The organism is Okeania sp. (assembly GCF_035285525.1).
GTDB lineage: Bacteria > Cyanobacteriota > Cyanobacteriia > Cyanobacteriales > Microcoleaceae > Trichodesmium.
On record NZ_JAYKGW010000151.1, the window covers coordinates 1 to 25070 of the forward strand.

The window sequence follows — 25070 nt, forward strand, 5'->3', positions numbered from 1 at the left end:
TAGTAATTTCAGGAAATTATTTCACATATTAAAGTTGGAAAATATTTGTGAAATTTCTAAAGTGAATTGGTATTAAATTCAGAGGATTAAATAATTTAAGATGACAGAATCAGGGTTTGATTTTAGCCACTACTATACATATCAAGAAATAGTAGATTTTCTCAATCAAATGAGGGAAAAAAATCCTCATTTGATAGATTTAAAAGTTATTGGCAAAAGCTATGGCGGACTAGATATTTTCCTAGCTACTCTGACAAATCAAAATACAGGGGAAGCTTTAGAAAAACCAGGATATTGGATTGATGCTAATATTCATGCTGGAGAAGTTACAGGTTCAGCAGTTGCTTTATATACTATTTATTACTTACTAAATAATTATAATACTGAACCTCGAATCACTCATTTATTAGATAACTTCACGATTTATATTTTACCTCGCATTGCTGTTGATGGGGCAGAAAAATATTTGACAACTCCTGATATTTTGCGATCGAGTATTCGTCATTATCCTTATCCAGAAGAACGGGATGGTCTCCACTCGGAAGATATCAATGGGGATGGGTTAATTTTGCAAATGCGACTCAAAGATAACTGTGGAGCTTGGAAAATTTCCTCAGAAGATCCCAGAATTATGATACCTCGTGAACCTGATGAATTTGGAGATACTTACTATACTATTTTGCCAGAGGGAACGATCAAAAATTATGACGGTTATGATATCAAAGTTGCTCCCAAAAAGGAAGGAATAGATTTTAATCGCAACTATCCTTTTGAGTGGCGACCAGAGGGAAAACAAATAGGCGCTGGAGATTTTCCTTTTTCTGAACCTGAAACTCTTGCTGTAGCAGAATTTTGGCGAGAGCATCCTAATATTAATGGTTTCATTAACTATCATACATTTTCTGCGGTATTTTTACGTCCCTACTGTGCTTATTCAGACGAACACTTTCCCATAAAAGATTTGGATATTTATAAATTGATTGGAGAAAAAGGTACTGAAATTACGGGTTATGAGTGCATTTCGATTTATCATAATTTTTCATATCCAAATGGTGATAAGATTTCTGGGGGAATGCTTGACTATTGTTACGATCGCTTTGGTTGGTTTGGTTTTTCTATAGAGCTTTGGGATGCACCTACCGCAGCGGGAGTTAAGAAGGGTGGTTATATTGAGTGGTTACGAAGACATCCGGTTGCAGATGATTTGAAAATGATGGAATGGAATGATGAAAAATTGGGTGGTAAGGGTTTTGTTGATTGGCAACCTTTTGAGCATCCCCAACTGGGTACAGTAGAAATTGGTGGTTGGAAAGATAAGGAGGTTTGGCAAAATCCTCCGGTTGATTATTTACCAAAGTTGTGTGAGGAACAATGTCAGTTTGCTATTACTCATGCTTTGATGTCACCTCGTTTAGCAGTCAGTCAGACAGTAGTTGAACATCAGGGTGGCGATCTCTATCGTCTGGTGGTGCAGTTAGAAAATCAAGGATTTTTGCCTACCTATACCAGTGAAAAAGCTTTGTCACAAAAAAGTGTGAAACCAATAGAGGTAATTTTAGATTTACCTGATGGTGTGATGTTGGTGAGTGGGAAACAAAAGCAGGAAATTGAGCATTTGCAGGGGCGATCAAGTACAGCTTTTAGTAGTTTCCATTGGTTTCCTCAACATGGAAATTATCGTTGTCATTTGGAGTGGGTGGTTAAAGGTGTTGCTGGTTGTAAAGTTGAGGTGGCGGCAAAAGCGGAACGTGCGGGTTTGGTGAGGGCAGTGATTAGTTTAATGGATAATGGATAATTAGTTTATTAAATGTAGGTTGGGTTTCGTTCCTCAACCCAACCTATGCTTGATCAATTATCAATTGTTCATTATTCCATTTTCTGTACAAACAAAATCAAGAGGTTTATCCCAAGAGTCTATGGGTAAATCTGGTAAATAAGCAAATTCAAACACGATGCCAATAGTAGTTTTTGATGACCATTCTGGTTGACTTAGCATCCGATCATAAAAACCACCGCCATATCCTAAACGATAATTATTAACATTACAAGCAACAGCAGGAACTAAGATTAAATCTACTTCTGATGATTTTAATAATGGTGCATTTGACTCTGGTTCCAGAATACCATAAGCACCTTTTTGTAGAGAATTTCCTGGTTGCCAAATATGCCAAACAAGAGATTTTTCCACACAGCGAGGAAAACCCCAATTTTTAGGAGGAAATGTGTTTTTTTCTTCAGTATTTGTAAACAATAAACTTAAGTCTGGTTCCTGACGAAAACTGAAGTAAGCTAAGACGGTTTTAGCTGTTTGGAATAGGGAGAAATTTTGTAAATGGTAACATAGGCGATCGCTCTTTTCTCTCCATTCTATTTCCGACATAGATCGACGTTTTTTTAACAAGGATTTTCTTAGTTCTTTTTTAAGCATTAATGTGATCAAAATAATATTATCAGGACTTACGCAAAGACTCTATATATAGTGGCTTGGTGCGTTACGCTCGCGCTTTACATGTCGGGTAGCGAAACACACCCTACTAATAGCGTTAATGCGTAAGTCCTAATTATATTAGTGTGTTTAATAATTAATAATTAACAATTAATAATTACCTCTTCTTATATTGATATAATATCAAGTCTTATTAATTAGTCATAGGATTTTACCGTAGGGACTTGGAAACCAAATCCCTTATTTGTTTGGCTTTGGAGACCAAAGCCAAACAATAATGAAAACTGATAACTAATTGGATTATTCTTCTTCATTTATATTACTATTAGATGGAGAAAGAAGGTCTAATGATAATTGTTGCGGTAGTTGCTCTAGTTGGAAATATTGATGAAACTTATCTGTGACTTGTAACCAATAAGAACGAGATTCCTTCTGACGACGTTTACGGATAAAACCTAAATTTACCAGCTCTGGAACGTGTTGATAAATTCCCGAACCACGAATATCTACTAATTCTGATTGGGTAATACCTCCTTTCAGGGCGATCGCTGCTAAAGTCCTCAAAGCACCTACTCCTAATTCTGGTTGAATCAAACTTTCTATCAACTCAGCAAAGGTTGACTTTAGTTGCAGACTATAACCTTTTTCCGTTTTGACAACTTCTAAAGCAGTATTTCGATGGGCATATTCGGACATTAATTCCATTAAAGCATCCTTGACTTGGCCACGCTCACATTTGGCAATTTCAGTAATTTCAGAAATGGAGAGGGGTTGTCCCTTGAGATATAAAATTGCCTCAATTTTACTGGAAAGACTATACATTTAGTATCATTAGTTACCGTGATTGTCTTGGATTTTAACAAAATTTATGATATTATAAAAGCTTGTGTGTAAAATTTAGAGTAAATCCATGCCAAAACTCAAAACTCGCAAAGCAGCAGCTAAACGCTTTAAAGCTACAGGTAGTGGGAAAATCAAACGTCGTAAAGCTTTCAAAAGTCATCTTTTGGAGCATAAAAGTTCTACTCGTAAAAATGACTTGTCAAAAATGACTCTTGTCCATGAGACGAATGAAGAGAATGTACGTTTAATGCTTCCTTATTTATAAAGTAAAAGTAAAAATTATCGATTAGGAGATAAATTATGCCTAGAGTCAAAAGAGGTAATGTTGCTCGTAAACGCCGTAATAAAATTCTGAAGCTTGCTAAAGGATTTAGAGGGGCACAGTCTAGATTATTTAGAGTTGCTAATCAACGAGTTATGCAGGCTTTACGGAATGCCTATCGCGATCGCCGGAAACGGAAACGGGACTTTCGTCGTTTGTGGATTGCCCGAATCAATGCTGCAGCTCGTCAAGAAGGTGTTAGTTATAGTCAATTAATTGGCAATATGAAAAAAGCCAATATAGCTATTAACCGTAAAATGTTAGCACAATTAGCTGTTTTAGAGCCTGAAACTTTTGCAAAAGTTGTGGAATTGGCAAATCAAGCAAAAGGATAATTAATAATGGATAATTGATAATGGATAATTGATAATTTAGAAATATGACAGCCCTGTTTTATTTGTGTCATAAATCTCACCTAAACTATGTACAATTGCTATAGTTTTAATTATCCATTATTCATTATTCATTCACCTAAAATTAAAATTAATCCTGGGTAAAAATTTATGGATAGTAATCTATCAGTTTTATACTTATTAATACTGCTAATATTCTTGTCTATAGCATCTATATTTATTATACGTCAGGTTAGAAAGACAAGAACAACAGAAAGTCAGCTTTCTAAATTGAAAAATAAACTAACAAAAGAAAAGGGAACGGTAGATGAATATTATCAACTTGCTAGTATATATTTAGAAAAAAAAATATATGTTCAAGCAGTTCAATTGTTGCAAAAAGCTCTGAGATTAAAAGACTCAGAAAATGAAGAAAATATGCCTAAAATTTATAATGCTCTTGGTTTTGCTTACTTCGCTCAAGAACAATATGATATTGCGATTAAGCAATATAAAGAAGCATTAAAAATAGATTCTAGTTATGTGACAGCTTATAATAATTTGGGTCATGCTTATGAGAAGAAAAATTTGACTGCTCCTGCTTTAGAAGCTTATGAGTCAGCACTGAAATGTGACCCTAAAAATGATACTGCAAAAAGACGTGCAGAATCTATGAAGAAACGTTTAATACCATCGTCTTAATTTAAAGTATTTAGCTATTAGCATTCAACTTTTGTAACTTCTACTTTTCTGAACTTAGAAACCCGGTTTCTCATATCGGGTTTCTTTTTTTTTTACGAGAAATGGGGTTTCTTTTGTAAGGTACGAACTTAGAACTTAGAAACCGGGTTTCTTTGCGTAAGTCGGGTTTCTTTGGGTAAGTCAGTTATCAATTATCCATTATTAATTCCTAAAAGAGTTTCTGTTATGGTTGCCAACTTCTGCAAATTAGCTTCTAATTCTTGAGCACGTTTCTGATATTTTTGCTTACGAACTAAGGCAGCGCGAGCTAAATCTTCCCGGTCTTTTTTGAGAGCTGTAAAAGCAACTTTTTCCCAGTCATTTATTTCTTGTAAACTTTGTTTATATTCAGGTTGAATATTTTCCCAAGCTACTTTAATATCTGCTAAAGCTTGACTTACTAAATCATTAGTATCAACCTGAGTTTTTCCTGCTAAAATTGCTTCCTGAAGTGGTTTAGATATTTGCTCGACATTAATGCGATCAAGTAGAGGAATAAAGTTTTTTACTTGTTGACTATAACTAAGTCCAGTGATACACCAAGTTGCAAAGTGTTCACAATTATTAAAAAGAAGATTATATTTTTTTTCTCCTAGTCTACTTTCTGCTCTTTGAATAACTGTATCAGCAATATAACGAAGTGGGTAACGTTTAATATAAACTTTTCTGCCATCAGTAAATTCTCTGGTAGAAGTTCGTTCAATAGTGTCTGTACCTTTGCGATAATGAATAACTGTTCCATCCCCACAGTCAATACCATGATGTTCGTAAACACCATCGATCTTGAGAAATTCTCTAAGAGTGTATATTTGTTCTCCCCGTGCCATATTATTTTTTCTAAATTTATTACATTTTTATAGCGCTTCCCGTTGTCAGTGAGGTAAACTCATTTTTGGTGATGTATATTCATCGCGGGCAAGATGCCCGCACTACAAAATTTTTACCATTCACCTTCAAAGTCCCCCTTTCAAAGGGGGATTTAGGGGGATTATTATCTAACTTTTGGAAAAAAATTTGATACCAACTAAAAGTATTAATCCTAAAGATAATATTCCAGCACTAATAGCCAGAATTAAAATATCTAAATGACGAACTGCAATTGCTGTTAATGCCCAAATAAATACTAAAGTATAAGCAATATCTTGTTTTTGAATATTAATAATTGTGGCAATAACAGTGCCAATTATTAACATAATTATTGTCCAAATAATACCAATTTGTTCTGAACTATTCCAGCCTAAATTATCTAGAGCGCAGGCGACATTTACAATTGTGGCGACACTAATCCAACCAAAATATATACTAATAGGATGATGAACGAACCATTTATCTTTTTTTGAGACTTTTTCATAGCTAATTCCTAAATTTAGATATAGACAAATTAAACAACCTAAAATTGCTAACATTGCCAAGACTGAAAGAATAAATAGCTGATATTGAAATAAAAATACCCAAACAATTTGTGCCAGACTTGCTCCTACTAAAAAATATTGACATCTGGGTAAAATTTTATTCTCTCGTTGTGCTGGCAAAACTTGATAAATTCCCAAACTAATTAAACCTAAATAAATTAATCCCCAAATAGCAAAAGCATAACTAGCAGGAGTAATCAAAACATTCTTAAATGTTGTGTTAGAAATTGCTCCTATTGTTTGACCGCTGGGAGGAGCAATATTTACATAAACATTCATGAAAAAAGCAGCTAAAATAGCAATTAAATGAGACCATCGCTGAATAATATCTGAGTCAAATTTATCTGTATTAGTTTTCATAATTATAGTTATTTTTGTGCATAAATATTATTATCAGGACTAAAGCCATGTGAACCCATAAACCCGGTTTCTCCTAGACATCTATTGCTCAAAACAACGATTTATCGTAGAAACCAGGTTTCGCATGCGTAAGTCCTAATTATATAGTAATCCTACTTTTAAGTTGTACGATTTTAGCCTCTAAACCAAGCTCGAAAATAGGATTTGGAAATCAAACCCCTACAGTTTTTTCTCAAGTCATTGAGAATCACTATAGCAATCGTAAATAGGTTGTGAGATTTTATAGTAGGGTTTTGGTCTCCAAACCCCTTGGCGCTTGGGTTGGGAAACCAAACCCCTACAGTTTTTTCTCACGAATGATTTCATATTGCTATATATATATTTAATGCCAAATTACAGCAGATTTCACTAGACATGAGGTACACCCCCATAGGGGCTTTCCGGCCCGCACTAGAAACATTTAATTCTGAATATTTGTACTTCATATACCTGGAATCTGCTGTAAGTAAGTACTGACGAAAAAACTAACTATATAACAAAAAGTAAAGTAGCTCTAAAGTTTTTTTCTTCTGCCTTCATAAATACGATAAATTTTAACCACCTACTTAATCTTCAATTACTTCCAATCCACAAGCTTCTGCGAGTTGTTGCGCTATGCTTTTATATTGACGAGGTGGAGTCCGAGTATCCAAGTCTAAATTGAAACCTTCTACAACACGCTGAATTAATTTTGAACGCCAAATAGCTTCTATTTCATAATCTGAACTCAGACTACCTTCAGATAATGCTTCCATTAATTTATCTAATATTTGATATTGCCCCACTAAAATTGCTGCTTTCGTAACATCACCAGAATCAGTATCCAGAGCATCTAATTGTCTACTAACTCGATTCCATTCTGTATCAATTATTGTTGTCAAAACTTTGGCAAGTTGAGCATCACGTTGCTGTTTCAATACTTGAAATTCTTGGTTAATCATTATTATTAGCTCCTAAACATACCATTATTTTTATTTATTCTTATATATCACATCTATCAGATTATTCTCAGGAATATAATCTTTAATTAATGAATGTAGCTAATTAAGTATTTTTTAGTATTCTTTATTTCTGCTTGAAAAACTATTACCAATTAGAATAAATAATGCCTAATAATATTGATTTTTTTCCATGAAAATAAAAGTTATTTAATTAAAAATAACTGAATTTTTGTGGGTATATAGTTAAGCGATCGCTAACGAACAAAACTACAGTGAAAATTGCTAAAATTATTATGCACTACATAGTATCTTTACTTAAGTCCTGCTGATGTTAAACTAATCAAAAACAATGAAATTAGTATAGTCAATATCATGGTTAAATTAGATTATCAAATCCAAAAGCGTCTTCCCACTATGGAAGAATTACCCTATAAAGATGATAAACCAGTGGATAGCGAACTACAAGATTTAATTACTCACTTATTAAAATATATTCTCGACTACATTTGGGCTGATCGTAACGATTGGTTTTTTGGTACAGATATGGGATGGTATTATTCTCCCGATGAAAACCCCATTGCCCCTGATGGTTTTTTATGTCTGGGAGTAGAGCGCTTCAGAGGAAACCCTTTGCGGTTAAGTTACGTTACCTGGGAAGAAAACTGGGTAGTTCCTTCCTTAGCAATAGAAGTAGTATCAAAAACTCCGGGTGGGGAATACAAAGAGAAAAAAAGAAAATATGCCCGAAACGGAGTATTGTATTATGTAATTTTCGCTCCCCAGCGGGTAAGAAAACCTAAATTGACTCTGTACCGTCTTAACAAAGAAGGAGAATATGAGTTGCAAGAAAAAAACCCAATGTGGATGCCAGAAATAGGTTTAGGTATCGGAACAGAAGTAGGAACTTATCACGGAACTACCACGGAATGGCTGTATTGGTATGATGAATTTGGAAAGCGATATCCTACGGAGGAAGAAGCTCGACTGCAAGATCGGCAAGCTCGACTTCTAGCCGAACAACGTCTAGAGCAAGAACAGGAAGCTCGACTGCAAGATCGTGCAGCTCGACTTCTAGCTGAACAACAGGCTGAACTTCAGCGACAGCAGGCTGAAAAATTCGCAGCACGTTTGCGAGAATTAGGTATCGATCCAGACGAATTAAATTAATACTCCAGGAGTTACTAATGGATAATGGATAATTAGAGATAGTTTTCATTATCCATTATTCATATAAGTCAGGACTTACGCAGAGAGAGGCATTATATATAGAGTCTTGGTGCGTTACGCGATCGCGTAACGCACCCTTTCTACCTCTATAATTAATTTATAGCTAAATACTTAATTCCCTAAAATTTTGAATTATGACAGTCCAGGAATTATATAACCAGTACAAAACTCTGGAAATTTGAGAAACTTTACTTTTTAAAGTGGTTGACCTTAAAATTTAACCTCTGTAATAACTCCTTACTAACGATTTCAAAGATTTTCAGTTAAAACTAACTATTATAAAAATTTGTACAACCTATTTAGGATTGTTATAGGTAAAGCTTATGTAGGAATCCTCACGACTTACGCAAAGGCACTACATATGGAGTATCGGTGCGTTACGAGATACGCTTTACTATGCAAAATTTCTTAATATATCTTAATATATAGAAAAGGAAAATTTAAGGATATTGCCATGACTGACAACCAAAAATCTCAATGGAAAGCCAGCAGACTGTTTCAAACCCTAGCCTACTTCGGAGTAGTTCCCTTTGTGGGGAGTATTAAATGGTTACAAAAATTATTTGGTGAAAAGACACCAAAACCAACAAACACATCAGAAGTTGTTTTAGTAGTTGGTGCTAATGGTGGAGTAGGTAAACGAGTTGTACCAAGACTGTTGAAGCGGGGTTATCAAGTGCGATCGCTCGTTCGAGATGCCAAAAAAGCTCAAAAAGTTCTGGGAAAGAATGTGGAAATAGTAACCGCTGACATCACTAAACCAGAAACCCTAACTCCTGAAATATTCAAAAACGTTAGCAAAATTATCTGTTGTACGGGTACGCGAGTGCAACCTGTAGAAGGCGACAACCCAAACCGCGGCAAATATAACCAAGGCATCAAATTTTTCATGCCAGAAGTTGCGGAAGACCCCCAACTTGTGGAATACGAAGGCATGAAAAATCTAGTAGCAGCAGCAAAACCACAACTACAACAAAGTAACCAAAAAATTCTGTTTGATTTCACCAACCCCACTCAAGATGTCAAAGAAATTTGGGGTGCATTAGACGATGTGGTGATGGGTGGAGTCAGCGAAAGTTCTATTCGTCTCACAGGTAGTAGCGCTATTTTTTCCGGTAATGTTTCCACTGCTAACTCCGGTGGTTTTGTTTCCGTGCGCACCCGCAACTTTGAACCCCCAGTGAATCTATTGGGATACAGTGGTATCGAACTCCGGGTAAAAGGAGATGGGAAACGTTATAAATTTTTCCTCCGTTGCGAAGAAAAATGGGATGGAGTTGGTTACAGCTATTCTTTTGATACCGTTTACAATATCTGGATGACTATTCGCATTCCATTTAAAGATTTAATTCCGGTATTTCGTGCCAGAGTTGTCGAAAATGCTCAACCTTTTAATCCTAATCAAATTTATTCTTACCAATTAATGTTGAGTAAATTTGAATATAACCGAGAACTTAATCCTAAATTTGCACCAGGATTTTTTCAGTTAGAAATTGAGTCTATTAAAGCTTATGGTAGCGAGGAGTTACCTAAGTTTGTATTGGTTAGTTCGGCAGGTGTAACTCGTCCGGGGCGACCAGATTTAAACTTAGATGAACAAATTCCCATAGTAAAGTTGAATGACCAATTAAAAGGTTTATTAAATTGGAAATTCAAAGGAGAAGAAGTTGTTCGTTCTAGTGGTATTCCTTATACAGTAATTCGACCTTGTGGAATGACTGAACAACCAGGAGGTCAAGCTTTAATATTTGACCAAGGTGATAATATTAAGGGTCTTGTTAGTCGGGATGATATTGCCGAACTTTGTGTTAAAGTTTTAGAAGAAAATCGGGCTAGCAATACAACTTTTGAGGTGAAAGGCGATCGAGAAAATCAAGCAAGTTATGAAAATTGGGAGAAGTCATTTAATAGTTTAGAAACTGATAAGAAAAAGTCACTTTTGACAGTTTAAAATGTTGCAAATAATGTAGGCTGGATTGAGGAAAGAAACCCAACATAAAGTTGCAAATAATGTAGGTTGGGTTGAGGTCGGAAACCCAACAAAAATAGTCTCATTCCACTAGGTGCGTTAATGAAATCTAACGCACCCTACTGGATTGTTTCACCTTAAATAGTGCATTAGGAAATCAGGCTATGTAGGGGCGGGTTTAACAAGTAAGCTAAAGTTTTCATGCGTTTGTCAGATAAACCCGCCCCCTTGCCGCTGTCCCAGGGGCGGGTTTATGTAAATTTTAGAGTAAGCATGAAAATTTCCTCAAAAACCCGCCCCTACTATTGCACCATTTTAGATGAAACGGTCCACTACCCTACTAGACTGAAACATTTGACAGAGGTTGCCGAACCTCCGCTATGAATCCCTTCAATTAATAGGGTACACCATCAGGTAAACACAGTGCAATGCGCTTCTGTTTTACTTGTTCTTCTTCAACACAGAGAGCTTCTATTTCCTGAACAACCTCTTCCGAGATATCGATCGCCTTTGCCATCTTGCGAACAGTTGCTTTTTCGCCTTCCGCATATTCTTGATCGGCAGAAGCAGCCTTGATGGCAAAGTAAATAACTGCTCGACGGCCTTTGCTGACGACTGAGGCATCAGTTACGACTTGGGAGATATCTTCGTTAGCTGGATAGGTTTCTAGTTCTTTCAATAAGGATTCTGGCGCACCCGCTGTTGCACCTCGTCCAATTACCCATTTTCTCTCTTCTGGGGATAATTCTCCATCGCCATTTGCAACAATCAGAAGGGACTTGAGAAACGGTCCAAGGTCGATATGATTGGCAAGTTCCTCCGCAGTAGCCATTTTCTCTAGATCCCAGCCCCAACATTCCTTGTAATACCACTTAGCTACGATAGCCCTTATGTTATCTATCTCTGACATTTTTTTCTCCTGGCTTTTGATAATAATAGGACTTACGATATAGCGTATTCGGTCTGTTAAGCTGACGCTAACACATCCTACTAATAGCGTTTATGCGTAAGTCCTGAATAAAACAGTTTTTACCTTTACTAAGACATATCTTTCTAATCAGAAATATAGATTTAGCCATTAAGCCTATGCCTTAAACAAAAATTTATATTCTCTAAAATCACGAACTTAGGCTTTTAGTAGTTGAGTAGGGTGCGTTTTGCGTTCCGCAAAGCTCCGCTTTATATGTCGCGAAGCAAAATACTGGGTTACAGGAAAATGAAATGTAACGCACCACTTAATATATTTAAAGTCATTTCAGTTATCAGTAAATAGGAAAGTTCTGTATATGATAAAATCTTGAATAATAAATAGATTAAGGAGCATAAAATAATGGCTAAAGGTTTTGGTGTATCTAATTCTGGTTCTAAGAAAAAGAAAAATAAGTCAGGTAAATTTTTTTCTGAACTACCAGAGGAAAAACAAGTAACAGAAGTAAAAGAAGGTTGTAAATATATAGAAGAGGATTCTTACTTTATCTTAAAAGTTGACAATCTTAATACTTTTGATTTTAACAATATTTGGGGTGATGATGATCTGTATATTCCAGGAATAGAAGGATTTGATGGATTTAGTGAAAATGGTTTGGTCTATTCAGATAATGAATTTTATAGCTTTTGTATAGAAGAAAATTTAGGAGCAGAATATACTCTGAGAATGGCAAAATATTTAACTATGAAAACTCAAAAAAGCCATGTTGTTATTGGTATATTAGCAAATGGTAAAGATGAGTTTACTGGAAAATATGAGTATGATGAGGAGTTGAAAAAACAGCATCAAATATTACTTGATGTATTTGGTAAAATGCCAGAATATAATGAATATGTAAATTACATTGATGAACCATTGAATAAGGAAATCAAAAAGTTATCAAGGTACTTTTCATAATTTATGAGTAACTATAATTACCGAAATATTTAGGTATAAAGCCTCTTGATTCATAGACACAAAAATCCTTTTTGTCAATCTCTATATTAAAGAAGAGGCAATTATTAATTATTAATTTTCACAGTTACTTCTTTGTCAACCAATTTGATAAATCGTCAAAATTAGTAAAGTCAAAAATCTCTTCACTCAAATTCTCCAACTCCTCCAAAGATAAATATGATAACTGATTTTTCAGATTCTCTGGAACTTCACCAAAACGCTTTTTAAGTAAGCGAATTATTACTTCAATTTCTCTTTCTTTCTTTCCTTCTTCTTTTCCTTCTTCCTTTCGTTCTTGTTTCCCTTCTTCTTTAGCAAAAGCAATTTGACCGCGACGGTCTCGAATCAAGGTTTCTTGTCCATGTAATTTGTCGAGTTCTTGAGGACTTAAATTAGCTTGGTTAGCAATATTGAGAGCTTTTTCTATTTCGGGAACTTCCTTTAAAGAAGTTGGTATTTCCTCCAACATAGCTGCTTCTTTAATAAAATAAATCTACTTATCTGTTAAAGTCTCTAATTCAGATAAATTCTTCTTAAACTTGGGCAACTCTACAAATACAAAACCCATTTGCTCTTTAGTATATTCAACATTTTCTGATTTCTCTTTGAAAACAAAATTGGTAATCAATTTGTCGATTTTGGGAAACATCAGAAAATCCATAATTGTTAAAGCTATTATTGGTCTAATCTCTGGATTATATTCTCCCCTTCTTAAATGGTTGGAGTAAATTTTGGCAGCATTATAAACCACGCGATTTTCAAAACCTGCTACGTTAGCAACTTGCATCTCAATAATTAAAACTATCCTTGAAAATTTCAACTTGACCAGGACTATAAGGGTCGATAATTTCTAGAGATTTAATCTTGTTTTTTCCCTCATAAATAATGGCGTTGAGAAAGCTAATTAATATGTCTTGACTCTCAGATGAACCGAATATTTTCTTAAAAGCATAATCAAGTTTGGAATTAATAAATTTCATAGTAATTTAACCTCCTAATTAATGACTTTTCTATATGCAAAACTGGAAATTTAACTTCCTAAAATCCCATTATATCTTAAATAGTATTTCTCAGATTAGCCCTTTTTAAATTGATGAACCACATCGCCATAACCAAAATATTGTAGGGACGTTGCGTGCAACATCCCTACTTTGTTCTACCTTCCAGAAAAACCGTTGTAAGTTATATATATTAGGTGCATCTCAATTTTGAAGAAAGCCAAAAATTTATCACTTTTAGGGAACAATTAACTAATAAGTATAGAAATTGCAATCGCATCAATTTTCACTTCTCACAAAAACAGTTTAAAATCCTCAAATATGCTTAAAAAAAACTAATATCAAGTAGAATATTCCCCTAATTTATCTATAGCAATCCTAAATAGGGTTTGCTGAAAAAGTCTTTTAGTAGCAGGGAGAAGCCAGAATCGGTTAATCCCGAATCCAGGAGGAATAGGAGCTACAGAAGAGTAGGAGGAAGAATTATCCCTTGATTTACGGTTCCCGAAAAATCGGCTAATTATGGCAGAAAATCCTAGATTTTTTTAGCTTTCAAGACTTAAAAGCTGGTACTTTTTCATAATCTAAAAATGCTAAAAAGTTTATTTGTAAAGGCTTTCATCTTTAATCAGCAAACCCTAAATAGTTTTTAACAATTCAAAAACCAGAAATAAACTCCGAAACTCTTGCCCATTGCCTATTCCCGAAAAGCGGTAAAATTTTTATACACAAATAAAATAGGATTACTATAACTGATAACTGATAACTGAAATAACTAAGCCAGTTCTTCTGAACTTTTATGATGTTCAAATTGCTGCAACTGCCGAAGTTTCAATAGCAAATCCCAATCATGACGTGCTTGAGGAGACCACAACCAGTTTTTTTGTAGTTGTAATATATGAAATTCTTGCCCAGCTTCTCTCATAACTTTACCAGCATATTTAAAAGCTTGAACAGGAGTTTTTTGTAAACTTTGAGCAGATTTAAGTTTGACTAATCCTAGACCTGCATAAGCATTTAGAGCTTCTCTATTCTTGACTGATAATTTTTTTTGATAATCATAAGAAACAGGATTAACTTTTGCAAATTCTGGAGCAATTTCTCCAGATAAATGTAACACTTTTAACCAAGCTATATAAGCTTTTTCTATGTCTCCTTTAGTGTAATAAGCAAACCCTAAAGCATTTTGATATTGAATATTTTCTGGTTTTTTTATAGCTGCTTGTTCCCAATATTTTATAGCTTCATCTATCAGATTACTTTGATTTCTATCTTGGAACAACTCCCAAGCTAATCTACCTTTAAGAAAATTTATTTCTGGATGATCTTTAAGTTTTTCGGGTACAGCAGATATAGTTTCTCCAGCATTCATTAATTCTCCTCTTTCTAGTAATGTTTCTACTACCAATTTACCAGCTTGAAGATCATTTTGATTAAACTGTTCAATTGCCAGAGTTTGTGCTTCTGAGCCACTATTAATTGTCTCATTAACAAGTCGAATTCTATTATATTCATAGTTGAGACCTGGAGCAGGTGCTTTTGGCAATTTAACGTTCATTTGTAATTGCCGATTCAAAATAATGAGATTTGTGCCAAACAATAACAGCATTCCTGATATAGTATATTTTAATGTTTTTTTCCATAAACTAAGAGACTTTTTCGGAGTTTCTGATATGTCTACTTTTGACAGAAATTCTTCACTATTTTGTGTGAGTATAATTGGTTGACTATCTAAGTGTTTTTCTATTTCTTTGCCTTGCAAAATCTCCTGAAGTGTCATCACTCCTTCTTGACTCTCTTCAACTTGCCAATTAAAATTATCAGTTTCCAGTTCAGCAGCATACCCTTCCAGGTTTTCTAAATTAATATCTGGTAGAACACGAGTTGAATCTTCAGAATTAGCCAAAGATTCGCTTTCTTCATTGACATTAATAGGTGTCAGGAAATCCTCTTCTATTTCATTTTGAGAACTTTTTTGTGGTTCAATTAAATATCCATCAAATTCTTGATGTAGATAAACAACTGGTAAAGCCCAATAAAGTTGATCTGAACCGTAGGCAGAAATCAAACCTTGTCTAGCTCTATTTAAACTTAAATCTATGGGATAACCTTGATTAAGATTGCGATAAAACAAGCGTGTCAAAATCAGAGAAACATCATCTGGTATCCGTTCCGCCATTGCTAGCACCCCCGGAATCCCCCTTTTCACCATCGCTTCTGCTAAATTGATTTCTACTCCCTCATTAATAGGATCAACTAGATGATTATAAGCACCTCGACATGAGTTGAAGACTGCCATTTGAATACCATTATTAACTAGCAAACCTGCTAAGTCTTTCCCACTTAGACTTTCTGTTAAGCCTGTAGTATTACTGACTAAAGATATTTCGCCACCAGAAACACCCCAGTTACTATGACCTGCATAGTGAAAAACCTGATATTTACCTTGCTCTAAAGCTTGGGTAAGTTGTTCTCGTCCTGGTTGTCGGAGAATATCCAGGTGAATGTGAGTTTCCCCACTATTTTTTTGCAGTTCCTGTTGTAATGCTTCGTATTCTTTTTCTAGTTGTAGACTGTCTTTATCAGTCGGAGCAGCAATCACCATTAAGATTTTTAATGGTTCTTCAGATGTTAATGTCCGGTTAGATTTAGGTAAGCAGGTATTAGGTTGATAGCGAGAGAAAACAATATCAGTACCAGTTGCCAAGGGGCGATCGCCTAAATGGAGTACCTCCCAAGGCAAACTGGATATATGTCTGTCCTTAGTACCTAGACGTAATTGTAAAACCTCCCCTCGATTATGAGCAATTGCTTCGGCACATTTCCAACTCTTTCCCAGATCATCTTTAAATAATTCTTGATACATTTTTTGGCCTAATGCTACTAAACTTGGACTTACCACTTCCCCAGATCTGGCCACAATCTGATCGGGGATGATTACCTGAGAATTAGATTTTTCTTCAAGAAGATCGAGTAATGGATCGCCAAATAAGTGACGTGCTTGCTCCAGCCATTCTTTGACAGGCCATGCAACTATTTCTTCAGCCACAGGGACACCAATGGGGACTTTTTCTGTACGGACAAAATACTCGTCTTCTCCTAGGGGAGTAATAGAAATATGAAATTCTTGAGTCACTTAATTTTCTATCCTTCTGCTCAAATTATTTATTCCGTCAAAACTCCTGATTTTTTCTTTTAATTGTGAATACATGGAAAAGAAATGACGGCTATGGTTATGTAGCTAGTCTAAACAAGGTGAAAGTATTGCTGGTTATGATTTTCCAGGACTAGCAATTTTCACACTTGGTATTATATTTAACTGTCCTATACAATTGCCTATTAACTAATTCAGGAGTGCTTTCTAGATAATTTGACCATTAGCACTAAAATATTCATCTAGGGCTCAATTCTGTTAAATACCTAGATTTTAATTTTCAGCCTGACATCTAAAAATAGTCAGGACTTACGCACCAACCACCATTTTTGGTAGGGGAAAGTGGCATTTACTCCCTACAGATAGGGTATTGTTTCATAATTTGCGTAAGTCCTGATAGTAAAGATTGGGCAATGAATAGCAATAGCAATGATTAATTGGTTTAAGTTGAGTAGATGACAGATTAAACTATTTTTTTTCCTTGACATTATTATAAGATAAAAAGTTTCTTTTTGATCTGGTTTGTGAACTGTATTTTTTATAATTATATCATAAGAAACCATCAAATATCTGAGCAAATCCGGTAGCTTAAACCATCTTTTTTTTGAGATATTGGAATCCTAAAAAGGTTTTAATTGAAGATTATTTAGAACTTTTCAATAATGGATAATTGATAATTACCTCTCCCTAAAAGGAAAAGGGTTGAATAAAAGGAAAAAATTTATTTCTCAAGGGGAGATTAGATATGGTTAGGAAAGCCATCCATCTTACCCTTCGGGAAGCTCCGCTGACGACCGCTTTTTCCCCTAGGGGAGGCTTCAAGGCACGAATTATTTAATTATTTAATTATTAATTATTCGGTAAAGTTTGACTTTCAAATTGCTATAGAATAGTATATCTACGCAAGCGCGACCAAGAAACCGAGTTGATAGCTGCGCTCTTGTAGTTTCAACCAAGAAATTTCTTTGATCAACCCGTTTTCTGCGTAAGAAATTTGATCGTAGGGGTTGGTTTCCCAAACCCTACAGTTTTTTCTATTGATAGCAATTTTTGCGAATTTATGAAATAAAATTATTTTCTTTCTTTTCTATTACCTTGTTCTCTTCAACCTAAAGTTTTGTATTCATTGGCAACGGAAAGTCCTGCATATACAGCAGATTTTATTAATGGTATAGCATTTGTGCTGCATAGAACAAATACTTGTGGAACAAAAGTTTGATAGTCAATGAGCATTGCCAAAAATCCTATTGATCTAGCAAGTACAATTTTTATGCTCTAACCATTGTTCCCCTAACTGTTTGATTGCCATCATTACTGGTTGCACTTGTAGACCTTTTTCCGTCAGAGAATATTCGACATGGGGAGGCACTTCTGCATATACCCTCCTTGCTAACAAACCATGCTTTTCTAATTGTCTCAATCTTAATGTTAGGGTTTTTGAGCTAATTCCTGGTAGTGCTTCTAATAGTTCATGAGTTCGGCGATCGCCACTCAATAGTTCTCGCAAAATCAACACTGACCACTTAGTACCTAATATTCTCAATACAAACTGAATCGGACAATTATTACTGAGACAGAAAATATTTGGTATTTCCGCATTTGATTTAACACTTTTATTTTGAACTTTCATTTTCTGGTTACTTTTTTTGATAAATTTATATTTATTTAATATTAACCTTTTTTATTCAAAAAAACAAATTTTTTACTATATGTAACTAATACCAATTTTATAAATTTTTGTTACAGATGTTAGAAACAAGGAAAAAGGAGGAAGGAAGAAGAGGGAAAAATATAAAAAAGGATCAAAATGATAAATAAAGCTGTCTAAAATCAATTAGAGGAACTATTTTTAAGCATATCTAATTGAGATAGACTTGTTTGTAGCATTTTTTTTCAAAGCGAAATGCTTCATAAATATAACTTTTAATTCTCGCTATTAGACTAATTCGTTACTTTGGTGTCATAATAAGTTAAGTAAGTAAGCTTAGAGCAATTTCGGAGGCGCGTGAGTTACAAAATAAAGTTTCAAAGCCTATTAGTAGTTTTGGTAACACAACCGTCCAGGTTGTAACAATCTAGAAGATTGTGTTACAGATAACTGTACCTCACAATCATCAAAAATGCTGTAATTATTTGCACAATAGCAGTGAAAATTCAAAAATGTGAAAACCTATTAGTAACTTGCTTCTAGGTTATTTTTCATATTTTTATGACTACCTACTTACACAGGGCTATTTCATATCAGTGAAGCACACAAAAGACAGCCTTCTAGGCTGTGTTATAATTGCAAATTTTCTTTCCTAAATAACGAAAGCATTCCTTCTTCATTCAGACATGATATGAACCATAATTTTCCCATAAAACATCATGGCAAAACCAAAAAAAGGATACTTTTATACTTAGGTTTTCTCCTCTTAGGAACAATTCCCTTTTTGTTGACAAATTTCTCTGAAAAATCAGCAGAAAAAATTTATTTTCATTGCGGTATTTTCAGAATAGGTATCCCTTTAACTGCCTTAAAAAATTATGCTGAAAGAGGAAAAATTGACAAAGAATTAAAATTTTATCTCCTATTTATCAATCTAGAAAATCAACAAAAGTTGCGAAACTTCCTAAATTTCCAACTCCAGGTTAATCCCAGACAATTAACTCAAGGTTTATATTCTCAAATGGGAAAAAAATTACTGAATTATGTGGGAGAAATGATTCAGATAGATGACACAAATGGAGCAGTTCCTATTCGAGAAGCTTTAATCATAACTGCTACATCTCAAGATTTGACCCCGATAAATTTATTGGATAACTTTTCTGGTCAAATCCAGTTTGACCTAATTAAAATTATAAGAACTACAACACAATTTGTTAGCTTAGTTCAAGATACAGAAAAACTACTACAAGAAGTTAACAAACTAACATTAACTGCTGCTGATACTGAACCCAAAATAAATTTTTCTAGATTACCAGATTTACGCCAACCAGGAAATTTTTATTTCTATCAAAAGATTCTTAAACTTAATGATAAAAGTCGTCAACGTCAATTTCTAGTTAAATTTTATTTACCTTATAATTTACCCAAAACTCAAACCATACCATTAGTAATTCTTTCCCCTGGTTTAGCAGTAGAACTTAATCAATGGCAACATTTAGCCAAACATTTAGTATCTTATGGTTTTGCTGTAGCAAAAGTACAACATCCAGGGAGTGATTTTAAGTATTTTCAAGCTTTTTTGGATGGGGAAGAAAAAAATATATTTCAACTCGAAGAATTTATTAACAGACCTCTAGATATTAGTTATTTATTAGACGAATTAGAAAAACGAAATAAATTTCAATTCCAAGGAAAACTAAATCTGAAAAATGTGGGAATTACAGGTCAATCTTTTGGAGCTTATACAGCATTATCTGTAGCTGGAGCTAAAATTAATTTTGAGCAACTAAAGCAAGATTGTTTACCCCAAATTCAATTATTAAATCCTTCCTTATTATTACAATGTCGTGCTTTAGAATTGCCTCAACAAATTTATCAAAATTATAATTTTCGTGATGCCAGAATTAAATCACTATTAGTTATCGATCCAGTGAATCGGAGTATATTTAGTCAGTTAGGTTTAAGTCACATTAATATACCGATTTTGTGGGTTGGTGGTAGTGCAGATCAATTAACTCCAGTAGTAATAGAACAAATTAATTCTTTTACTTGGTTGCCAGTAAAAGAAAAGTATTTTATGTTAACCAAAGGAGCAAAACATCTAGACTTTAATATTACTGCTATTCAAAATGTAGAATCTGTAAATGATGACTCTTTAAATCAATTTGTCAGTGAAAGTTCACCTGTAATTAAGTCTTATATTAATGCTTTTGGTTTAGCATTTTTTCAGTTCTATATCAGGAATGATTCTAATTATTTTAATTATTTGCGTTCTTCCTATGCTTTAGCTATTAGCAAAGAACCTTATACATTGAGTTTTTTGTCTGCTTTGACCAGAGCTGAATTAGTTCAAATTTTTGGTAGAAAGGAAGAAGCAAGAAAAGATAAACGATATAGATAACTATTTAAAATGAATCAAACTAGAGTCAATAATATACCAGCTAAATATTGAAAATTTTGTAGTGCGGGCAAGATGTCGGCTTCGGGTTGTACCTCTTTTTTATCTTCGTTAATTATTGATTAATTTGCAGTAATAAAGTTTGAGTAGTCCAAGTCGGACATCCACAACCAAAAAAGTCATAATCTTCTGTCTAAATAGCTGCGGGTAAAGCTAAAGCTAAGGCAACTGTTTCTCAATTATTAGGGTCTCTAGGAATACGCTTTCTTGCTTCTGCTTCAAATGATTGATAATCAGATAAAGGGACAAAAGAAATATTTTTGATATAACTAAAGTTTATCTTAGACAAAGTTGTGGTATTTTACTATAAATGTATATCGAATAATTTGTTATGAAAGTCCAACAAAAGCTCTTTGTAAGTATGGGGGAGAGATCCCTTCTTTAGGAGACGCGATACTATCAGAAATACAAGTTCTTGAAAAGACAAAAGAAAACGATTTAATAGAAAGAAACTACTGGAATAAATTGGGGTACATATCCTGGAGTTTGTATTTTTATCAACTAAAGATGTGGATGAGTATTTTTCCTAGAAAACAGTTTTTAATATTAAAGAGTGAAGACTTATTTTCTCATCCAAAAGCAACTATGAAATGGTGTTATGAATTCTTAGATTTGCCAGATTATCGACTGCCTAAATATCATAATTTTAATTCTAATAGTTATCCAGCTATAGATGATTCAATAAGGCAGACCTTGGCAGATTATTTTCGACCCCATAACTATAAATTAGAAGAGTATTTAGGTATAGAATTTAACTCGAAGTAATTTGTTGCTTGAGCAAAAATTACGGAAATTAATAAACCTTCTAAAGAAGAGAAATAACTGGAAAGATAAATTGGTGAAAATCCAAGTTAATTAACTTACACAACAATAAAAATGACAGATTTAATACAAGCTAATCAACTGAAAAGAAAAGGGAAACTCGAAGAAGCGATCGCTGGTGATCGGCTTGCAATAGACTCTAATCCCACTTTTGCCTGGTCTCATCATAATTTGGGAGAAGTCTTAGCAAAGTTAGGTCGGTTTGATCAAGTTGCAACCGCTTACGGACGTGCTATTGAACTGAACCCAAATTTAGCTTGGCCGCATTATAATTTGGGGTTAGTTCTAGAAAAACAAGGCAAACTTGATGAGGCTCACGCTTTTTTGCTTAAGACTAGCGAGCTTAATCCAGATTTTACTAAATTTTCCAAAAATTTAGCCAATGTAATTGCTAAAAGATAACATAGCGATGCAATAAATCTAATGATTAAACATAAGAGGGGTAAAATTGACGAGGCGATTACTTGCCTTGAAAAAGCGATTAGTATATATCCATAAAAGTCAGATTCCTATTATAAAATAGGATGTTTATACAAGCTGAATAGAGAAGTTCTCAAGGCAAATTATTGTTGGAAAAAAGTTGTATATTTTTCGATAGATGAAAATATTCAAGATAATGAATATAAAGTTAAAGCATTACTACAATTATCGAAAATAAGAGATGCTAAAAACTGCTTTAAACAAAAATACTACAACTATAAAAAAGCCATTGATGATAAATTCAAACACTTAATTAATTTGAACGACTATCCAGAAAAAACTAAACCTGATTTTCTTATAATTGGAGCATCTAAATGCGGTACTACTTCTTTATATCAGTATTTAACTAATCATCCTTCGATAGTTCCTGCTACTAATAAGGAACTTAATTTCTTTGTTTCTCCTCTAAGGTATAATATCAATTACCATGCATTATTGCTATACTTGAAGAATACTTAAGTCATCAAATAATTAACACAAACAAAATCATTTTTGCCAATTTTAGCTAAGTTAATGTCAATTTTTATAATGCTTACTTCTTCCCCCGACTCCCTTGCAAAATCAAATGTAGAAAACTTTTTGAGAAATGGTATAAGACAATAGATTGGTATCTAAATCAATTTCCCAAGAAAAGTAAAGAAAGTGATTTATTAACTGGAGAAGCTAGTCCTCGGTACTTTGCATATCCTCTAGCACAAAAACACATATTCAATCTATTCCCAAATATTAAGTTAATTGTGATTCTCAGAAACCCAATCAACAGAATTATTTCTCACTATTACATGGGTTTAAATGGATGTGTAGAATCTCGTTCTTTAGAAGAGGCAATGAAAAGGGAAATTACCTTGATTTAAGAACTTACAGAAACAGAGTTAATAGAAAGAATGTACTGGGGAATGCCTATCTACATCTTAGAAAGTTTGTATTTATACCACTTTAAAAGGTGGATGAATCTTTTTCCTAGAGAACAGTTTTTAATCTTAAAAAGTGAGGACTTATTTTCTCATCCAAAAACAACTATGAAAAGGTGTTTTAAATTCTTGGGTTTGCCAGGTTATCTATTGCCTAAATATCATAATTTTAATTCCAATAGTTATCCAGCTATAGATAATTCTATAAGACAGACTTTGGCAGATTATTTTCGACCTTATAACCAGAAATTAGAAGACTATTTGGGTATGGAATTTAACTGCAAGTAATTTGTTGCTTGAGGAAAAATTACAGAAATTAATAAACCTTTCAAATAAGGGAAATAGCTGGAAAGAAAAATAGGTTAAAATCTAAGTTAATAAACTTACGCGACAACAAAAAATGACAGATTTAATACAAGGTAATAAACTGAAAAACCAGAAGTTAGAAGAGTATTTAGACATGGAGTTTAACTGGGAATAATCCCTAGTCTTAAACACTCATAATTTATGATAATTGTTTTAACATAGCTTTAAATTAATAGAAAGATTTACTAATGACTAAAAAGTTTTTGTATCTAGTTCAAACAGATGGCAACTTACCTTCCCATTACGACGATATTCCTAACGAAAATGCTGATATTTTGTACTTGTCTTGGAAAGAACCAATTGAGGGATATATTCATTTCCCTAATAGTACCTCGACTACTGATAGAAATAGATTGCTCGAAGAAGCAAGAAACTCAAAACACCAATATCTCTACTACATTTTCCTAGATGACGACTTAGAATTTATTCAAGGAAATTGGAGATATTTTGAGGAAATGCTGCTCAAATATATGCCTGCTATTGGTACTAGCATTTCTGACAACGAAAATCTTAATTCCAGTTTAGAAGCTCAGGTGGTTTATTCTTACGATGCTATCTTTAACCCATTTCATCGAGATGTTGTTTTTGACGATCTATTACTTCCTTATATCGATAAATTTGATCATGTTTGTTGGTATGAATCACAACTAATTTTTGTTCATATTTCAGCCATACTATATCCCCATCATATTTTACAGTTCAATTATGTAGAAGTTGATAATAGCAAACATAACGATTATCCCAAAAAAGCTATTTTTGCCGAAGTTGAAAAGTGACTGTTAGAAAATATCTTTAGCGACAACGATTTAGTTAAAGAAAGTTTTTTTACCTCATCCATAGCTAGCTACTAAGATTCCCCCAATTCCCTACAGCGGACCTTTAGCATCTTATAAAATTGATGAAGAAACTAAAAGGAAAATATTTAAACAAGAAGACGGAAATTACAATATTTATAGGTACAGAAATCCCACAGAAATGTCATATATTTGGCAGGGATTAAACCAACTATAAACCCTCGATGAAAACCATCCCTATTGCCAAAAAGAAATTAATTGGGAGACTGCTGATAAATACTTTAATTTAACCTCTAAATCTCAGTTTATGGAATTAAGAAAATTGAGCGATCGCCAAAAACAATATCTAGAAAGTGCCGGATTATCCGTAGCTAATTTGGAGTTAATAGGTCTATATCGTAGAGGATTAGAGCAGCTTTTTATGCGGGGGGGGGGGGAGGGTAATAATAGTAATAATACTTGTTTAACTTTATCTCACAAAACGACGAGAAACGTAGAAAATTCAAGAGTATGGCATGGGGTAGATCCTGCAATTAATTTTCAGCAAACTATAGTAAAAACTGGTTATATCTATATTATTTGCCCCAGTACGGGTAAGATTCTCAAGTCAGATAAATCTCAAATTTGTCTCGGCACAATTAATTTTGGGAAACACAAGTTTAATAATTCTGCAATATTTTATCGCTTTGTTGGTGAGGAGATATTGTATTTAATTGTTTCGGAAGCTCAGGGCGATAAAGGTTACATTTACTTTCCCAGATTAGATTGAGTTATTAAGTTAAAAAATAGCGGTTATTGTGTAATTAACTTAGATAGAATCAATCGCTTTAAAGCTGACACCATAACTAACTGGAAAGCAGTAAAATCCTATATTTCAAATAAC

Annotated in this window: 22 protein-coding genes and 2 pseudogenes; 13 read left to right on the forward strand and 11 right to left on the reverse strand. The window is 33.8% G+C overall.

Annotated features, from left to right (window positions below; translation table 11 throughout):
- Positions 1-100 precede the first annotated feature (100 nt).
- Positions 101-1795 (forward strand): M14 family metallopeptidase, encoded by a 1695-nt coding sequence (locus VKJ25_RS14275; protein WP_324237299.1) that lies wholly within the window; start codon positions 101-103, stop codon positions 1793-1795.
- Positions 1796-1855: 60 nt separating this feature from the next.
- On the opposite strand, the gene VKJ25_RS14280 is transcribed toward VKJ25_RS14275, so the two are convergent.
- A complete protein-coding gene (locus VKJ25_RS14280; RefSeq protein ID WP_324237300.1) occupies positions 1856-2428 on the reverse strand; it encodes a 5-formyltetrahydrofolate cyclo-ligase in 573 nt (190 codons plus the stop codon).
- A gap of 318 nt (positions 2429-2746) precedes the next feature.
- Positions 2747-3268 carry an SMC-Scp complex subunit ScpB gene (scpB, locus tag VKJ25_RS14285; protein ID WP_324237301.1) on the reverse strand — a complete coding sequence of 174 codons (522 nt, stop codon included), beginning with the start codon at positions 3266-3268 and terminating at the stop codon, positions 2747-2749.
- A gap of 88 nt (positions 3269-3356) precedes the next feature.
- Here scpB and rpmI point away from each other — a divergent pair, with 88 nt between their 5' ends.
- The 3 genes from rpmI to VKJ25_RS14300 all read left to right on the forward strand — a co-directional run bounded on the left by rpmI (position 3357) and on the right by VKJ25_RS14300 (position 4645).
- Complete coding sequence (rpmI, locus tag VKJ25_RS14290) at positions 3357-3554, forward strand: 50S ribosomal protein L35 (protein ID WP_324237302.1); 198 nt, start codon at positions 3357-3359, stop codon at positions 3552-3554.
- A 35-nt stretch (positions 3555-3589) separates the two neighbouring features.
- Positions 3590-3946 carry a 50S ribosomal protein L20 gene (rplT, locus tag VKJ25_RS14295; RefSeq protein ID WP_324237303.1) on the forward strand — a complete coding sequence of 119 codons (357 nt, stop codon included), beginning with the start codon at positions 3590-3592 and terminating at the stop codon, positions 3944-3946.
- 168 nt (positions 3947-4114) lie between these two features.
- Positions 4115-4645, forward strand: a complete 531-nt coding sequence (locus VKJ25_RS14300) for a tetratricopeptide repeat protein (protein ID WP_324237304.1) — start codon at positions 4115-4117, stop codon at positions 4643-4645.
- A gap of 191 nt (positions 4646-4836) precedes the next feature.
- Here VKJ25_RS14300 and VKJ25_RS14305 read toward each other — a convergent pair whose 3' ends face one another.
- From VKJ25_RS14305 to VKJ25_RS14315, 3 genes are all read right to left on the reverse strand, one after another.
- The gene (locus tag VKJ25_RS14305; protein ID WP_324237305.1) at positions 4837-5511 is read right to left on the reverse strand and encodes a lecithin retinol acyltransferase family protein; all 675 of its coding nucleotides are present in this window, start codon (positions 5509-5511) and stop codon (positions 4837-4839) included.
- A gap of 168 nt (positions 5512-5679) precedes the next feature.
- Positions 5680-6456 carry a tryptophan-rich sensory protein gene (locus VKJ25_RS14310; RefSeq protein WP_324237306.1) on the reverse strand — a complete coding sequence of 259 codons (777 nt, stop codon included), beginning with the start codon at positions 6454-6456 and terminating at the stop codon, positions 5680-5682.
- A gap of 605 nt (positions 6457-7061) precedes the next feature.
- A complete protein-coding gene (locus VKJ25_RS14315) occupies positions 7062-7436 on the reverse strand; it encodes a hypothetical protein (RefSeq protein WP_324237307.1) in 375 nt (124 codons plus the stop codon).
- A 372-nt stretch (positions 7437-7808) separates the two neighbouring features.
- On the opposite strand from VKJ25_RS14315, the gene VKJ25_RS14320 reads away from it, so the two are divergent.
- A complete protein-coding gene (locus tag VKJ25_RS14320; protein ID WP_324237308.1) occupies positions 7809-8603 on the forward strand; it encodes a Uma2 family endonuclease in 795 nt (264 codons plus the stop codon).
- Positions 8604-9117: 514 nt separating this feature from the next.
- Entirely contained in the window at positions 9118-10614 is a 1497-nt protein-coding gene (locus VKJ25_RS14325; protein ID WP_324237309.1) for a CIA30 family protein, read from the forward strand.
- Positions 10615-11026: 412 nt separating this feature from the next.
- Here the strand turns inward: VKJ25_RS14325 and VKJ25_RS14330 are convergent, their stop codons facing one another.
- Entirely contained in the window at positions 11027-11542 is a 516-nt protein-coding gene (locus VKJ25_RS14330) for a tellurite resistance TerB family protein (protein WP_324237310.1), read from the reverse strand.
- A gap of 420 nt (positions 11543-11962) precedes the next feature.
- Between VKJ25_RS14330 and VKJ25_RS14335 the strand changes: the two genes are divergently transcribed.
- Positions 11963-12517, forward strand: coding sequence for a hypothetical protein (locus VKJ25_RS14335; RefSeq protein WP_324237311.1), 555 nt, complete (start codon positions 11963-11965; stop codon positions 12515-12517).
- Between the two features lie 124 nt (positions 12518-12641).
- On the opposite strand, the pseudogene VKJ25_RS24870 reads toward VKJ25_RS14335, so the two are convergent.
- The 4 genes and pseudogenes from VKJ25_RS24870 to VKJ25_RS14365 all read right to left on the reverse strand — a co-directional run bounded on the left by VKJ25_RS24870 (position 12642) and on the right by VKJ25_RS14365 (position 18338).
- Positions 12642-13536: pseudogene (locus tag VKJ25_RS24870) on the reverse strand (Rpn family recombination-promoting nuclease/putative transposase).
- Between the two features lie 793 nt (positions 13537-14329).
- Entirely contained in the window at positions 14330-16690 is a 2361-nt protein-coding gene (locus VKJ25_RS14355; protein ID WP_324237315.1) for a CHAT domain-containing protein, read from the reverse strand.
- 1122 nt (positions 16691-17812) lie between these two features.
- Positions 17813-17941: a hypothetical protein gene (locus VKJ25_RS14360; RefSeq protein WP_324237316.1), complete on the reverse strand. Its 129-nt coding sequence runs from the start codon at positions 17939-17941 to the stop codon at positions 17813-17815.
- 19 nt (positions 17942-17960) lie between these two features.
- Entirely contained in the window at positions 17961-18338 is a 378-nt protein-coding gene (locus tag VKJ25_RS14365) for a winged helix-turn-helix transcriptional regulator (RefSeq protein ID WP_324237317.1), read from the reverse strand.
- A gap of 709 nt (positions 18339-19047) precedes the next feature.
- Between VKJ25_RS14365 and VKJ25_RS14370 the strand changes: the two genes are divergently transcribed.
- On the forward strand, positions 19048-20757 hold the full coding sequence (locus tag VKJ25_RS14370) for an alpha/beta hydrolase (RefSeq protein ID WP_324237318.1): 1710 nt from the start codon (positions 19048-19050) through the stop codon (positions 20755-20757).
- 112 nt (positions 20758-20869) lie between these two features.
- On the opposite strand, the pseudogene VKJ25_RS24650 reads toward VKJ25_RS14370, so the two are convergent.
- Positions 20870-20941 (reverse strand): annotated as a pseudogene (locus VKJ25_RS24650) (hypothetical protein); the annotation flags it as partial.
- Between the two features lie 164 nt (positions 20942-21105).
- On the opposite strand from VKJ25_RS24650, the gene VKJ25_RS14375 reads away from it, so the two are divergent.
- The 5 genes from VKJ25_RS14375 to VKJ25_RS14395 all read left to right on the forward strand — a co-directional run bounded on the left by VKJ25_RS14375 (position 21106) and on the right by VKJ25_RS14395 (position 24956).
- Positions 21106-21579 (forward strand): sulfotransferase domain-containing protein, encoded by a 474-nt coding sequence (locus VKJ25_RS14375; RefSeq protein WP_324237319.1) that lies wholly within the window; start codon positions 21106-21108, stop codon positions 21577-21579.
- Between the two features lie 111 nt (positions 21580-21690).
- Positions 21691-22038: a tetratricopeptide repeat protein gene (locus VKJ25_RS14380; RefSeq protein ID WP_324237320.1), complete on the forward strand. Its 348-nt coding sequence runs from the start codon at positions 21691-21693 to the stop codon at positions 22036-22038.
- Between the two features lie 974 nt (positions 22039-23012).
- Entirely contained in the window at positions 23013-23315 is a 303-nt protein-coding gene (locus VKJ25_RS14385; protein WP_324237321.1) for a sulfotransferase domain-containing protein, read from the forward strand.
- 266 nt (positions 23316-23581) lie between these two features.
- On the forward strand, positions 23582-24169 hold the full coding sequence (locus VKJ25_RS14390) for a hypothetical protein (protein WP_324237322.1): 588 nt from the start codon (positions 23582-23584) through the stop codon (positions 24167-24169).
- A 325-nt stretch (positions 24170-24494) separates the two neighbouring features.
- Positions 24495-24956, forward strand: coding sequence for a hypothetical protein (locus tag VKJ25_RS14395; RefSeq protein WP_324237323.1), 462 nt, complete (start codon positions 24495-24497; stop codon positions 24954-24956).
- The last annotated feature ends 114 nt before the right edge of the window (positions 24957-25070 follow it).

What these genes read in the sequence shown, in the direction of transcription:
- VKJ25_RS14275 (WP_324237299.1), top strand. Translation starts at nt 101, where the DNA reads ATGACAGAATCAGGGTTTGATTTTAGCCACTACTATACATATCAAGAA.
- VKJ25_RS14280 (WP_324237300.1), bottom strand. Translation starts at nt 2,428, where the DNA reads ATGCTTAAAAAAGAACTAAGAAAATCCTTGTTAAAAAAACGTCGATCT.
- scpB (WP_324237301.1), bottom strand. Translation starts at nt 3,268, where the DNA reads ATGTATAGTCTTTCCAGTAAAATTGAGGCAATTTTATATCTCAAGGGA.
- rpmI (WP_324237302.1), top strand. Translation starts at nt 3,357, where the DNA reads ATGCCAAAACTCAAAACTCGCAAAGCAGCAGCTAAACGCTTTAAAGCT.
- rplT (WP_324237303.1), top strand. Translation starts at nt 3,590, where the DNA reads ATGCCTAGAGTCAAAAGAGGTAATGTTGCTCGTAAACGCCGTAATAAA.
- VKJ25_RS14300 (WP_324237304.1), top strand. Translation starts at nt 4,115, where the DNA reads ATGGATAGTAATCTATCAGTTTTATACTTATTAATACTGCTAATATTC.
- VKJ25_RS14305 (WP_324237305.1), bottom strand. Translation starts at nt 5,511, where the DNA reads ATGGCACGGGGAGAACAAATATACACTCTTAGAGAATTTCTCAAGATC.
- VKJ25_RS14310 (WP_324237306.1), bottom strand. Translation starts at nt 6,456, where the DNA reads ATGAAAACTAATACAGATAAATTTGACTCAGATATTATTCAGCGATGG.
- VKJ25_RS14315 (WP_324237307.1), bottom strand. Translation starts at nt 7,436, where the DNA reads ATGATTAACCAAGAATTTCAAGTATTGAAACAGCAACGTGATGCTCAA.
- VKJ25_RS14320 (WP_324237308.1), top strand. Translation starts at nt 7,809, where the DNA reads ATGGTTAAATTAGATTATCAAATCCAAAAGCGTCTTCCCACTATGGAA.
- VKJ25_RS14325 (WP_324237309.1), top strand. Translation starts at nt 9,118, where the DNA reads ATGACTGACAACCAAAAATCTCAATGGAAAGCCAGCAGACTGTTTCAA.
- VKJ25_RS14330 (WP_324237310.1), bottom strand. Translation starts at nt 11,542, where the DNA reads ATGTCAGAGATAGATAACATAAGGGCTATCGTAGCTAAGTGGTATTAC.
- VKJ25_RS14335 (WP_324237311.1), top strand. Translation starts at nt 11,963, where the DNA reads ATGGCTAAAGGTTTTGGTGTATCTAATTCTGGTTCTAAGAAAAAGAAA.
- VKJ25_RS14360 (WP_324237316.1), bottom strand. Translation starts at nt 17,941, where the DNA reads ATGCTCATTGACTATCAAACTTTTGTTCCACAAGTATTTGTTCTATGC.
- VKJ25_RS14365 (WP_324237317.1), bottom strand. Translation starts at nt 18,338, where the DNA reads ATGAAAGTTCAAAATAAAAGTGTTAAATCAAATGCGGAAATACCAAAT.
- VKJ25_RS14370 (WP_324237318.1), top strand. Translation starts at nt 19,048, where the DNA reads ATGAACCATAATTTTCCCATAAAACATCATGGCAAAACCAAAAAAAGG.
- VKJ25_RS14380 (WP_324237320.1), top strand. Translation starts at nt 21,691, where the DNA reads ATGACAGATTTAATACAAGCTAATCAACTGAAAAGAAAAGGGAAACTC.
- VKJ25_RS14385 (WP_324237321.1), top strand. Translation starts at nt 23,013, where the DNA reads ATGCCTATCTACATCTTAGAAAGTTTGTATTTATACCACTTTAAAAGG.
- VKJ25_RS14390 (WP_324237322.1), top strand. Translation starts at nt 23,582, where the DNA reads ATGACTAAAAAGTTTTTGTATCTAGTTCAAACAGATGGCAACTTACCT.
- VKJ25_RS14395 (WP_324237323.1), top strand. Translation starts at nt 24,495, where the DNA reads ATGGAATTAAGAAAATTGAGCGATCGCCAAAAACAATATCTAGAAAGT.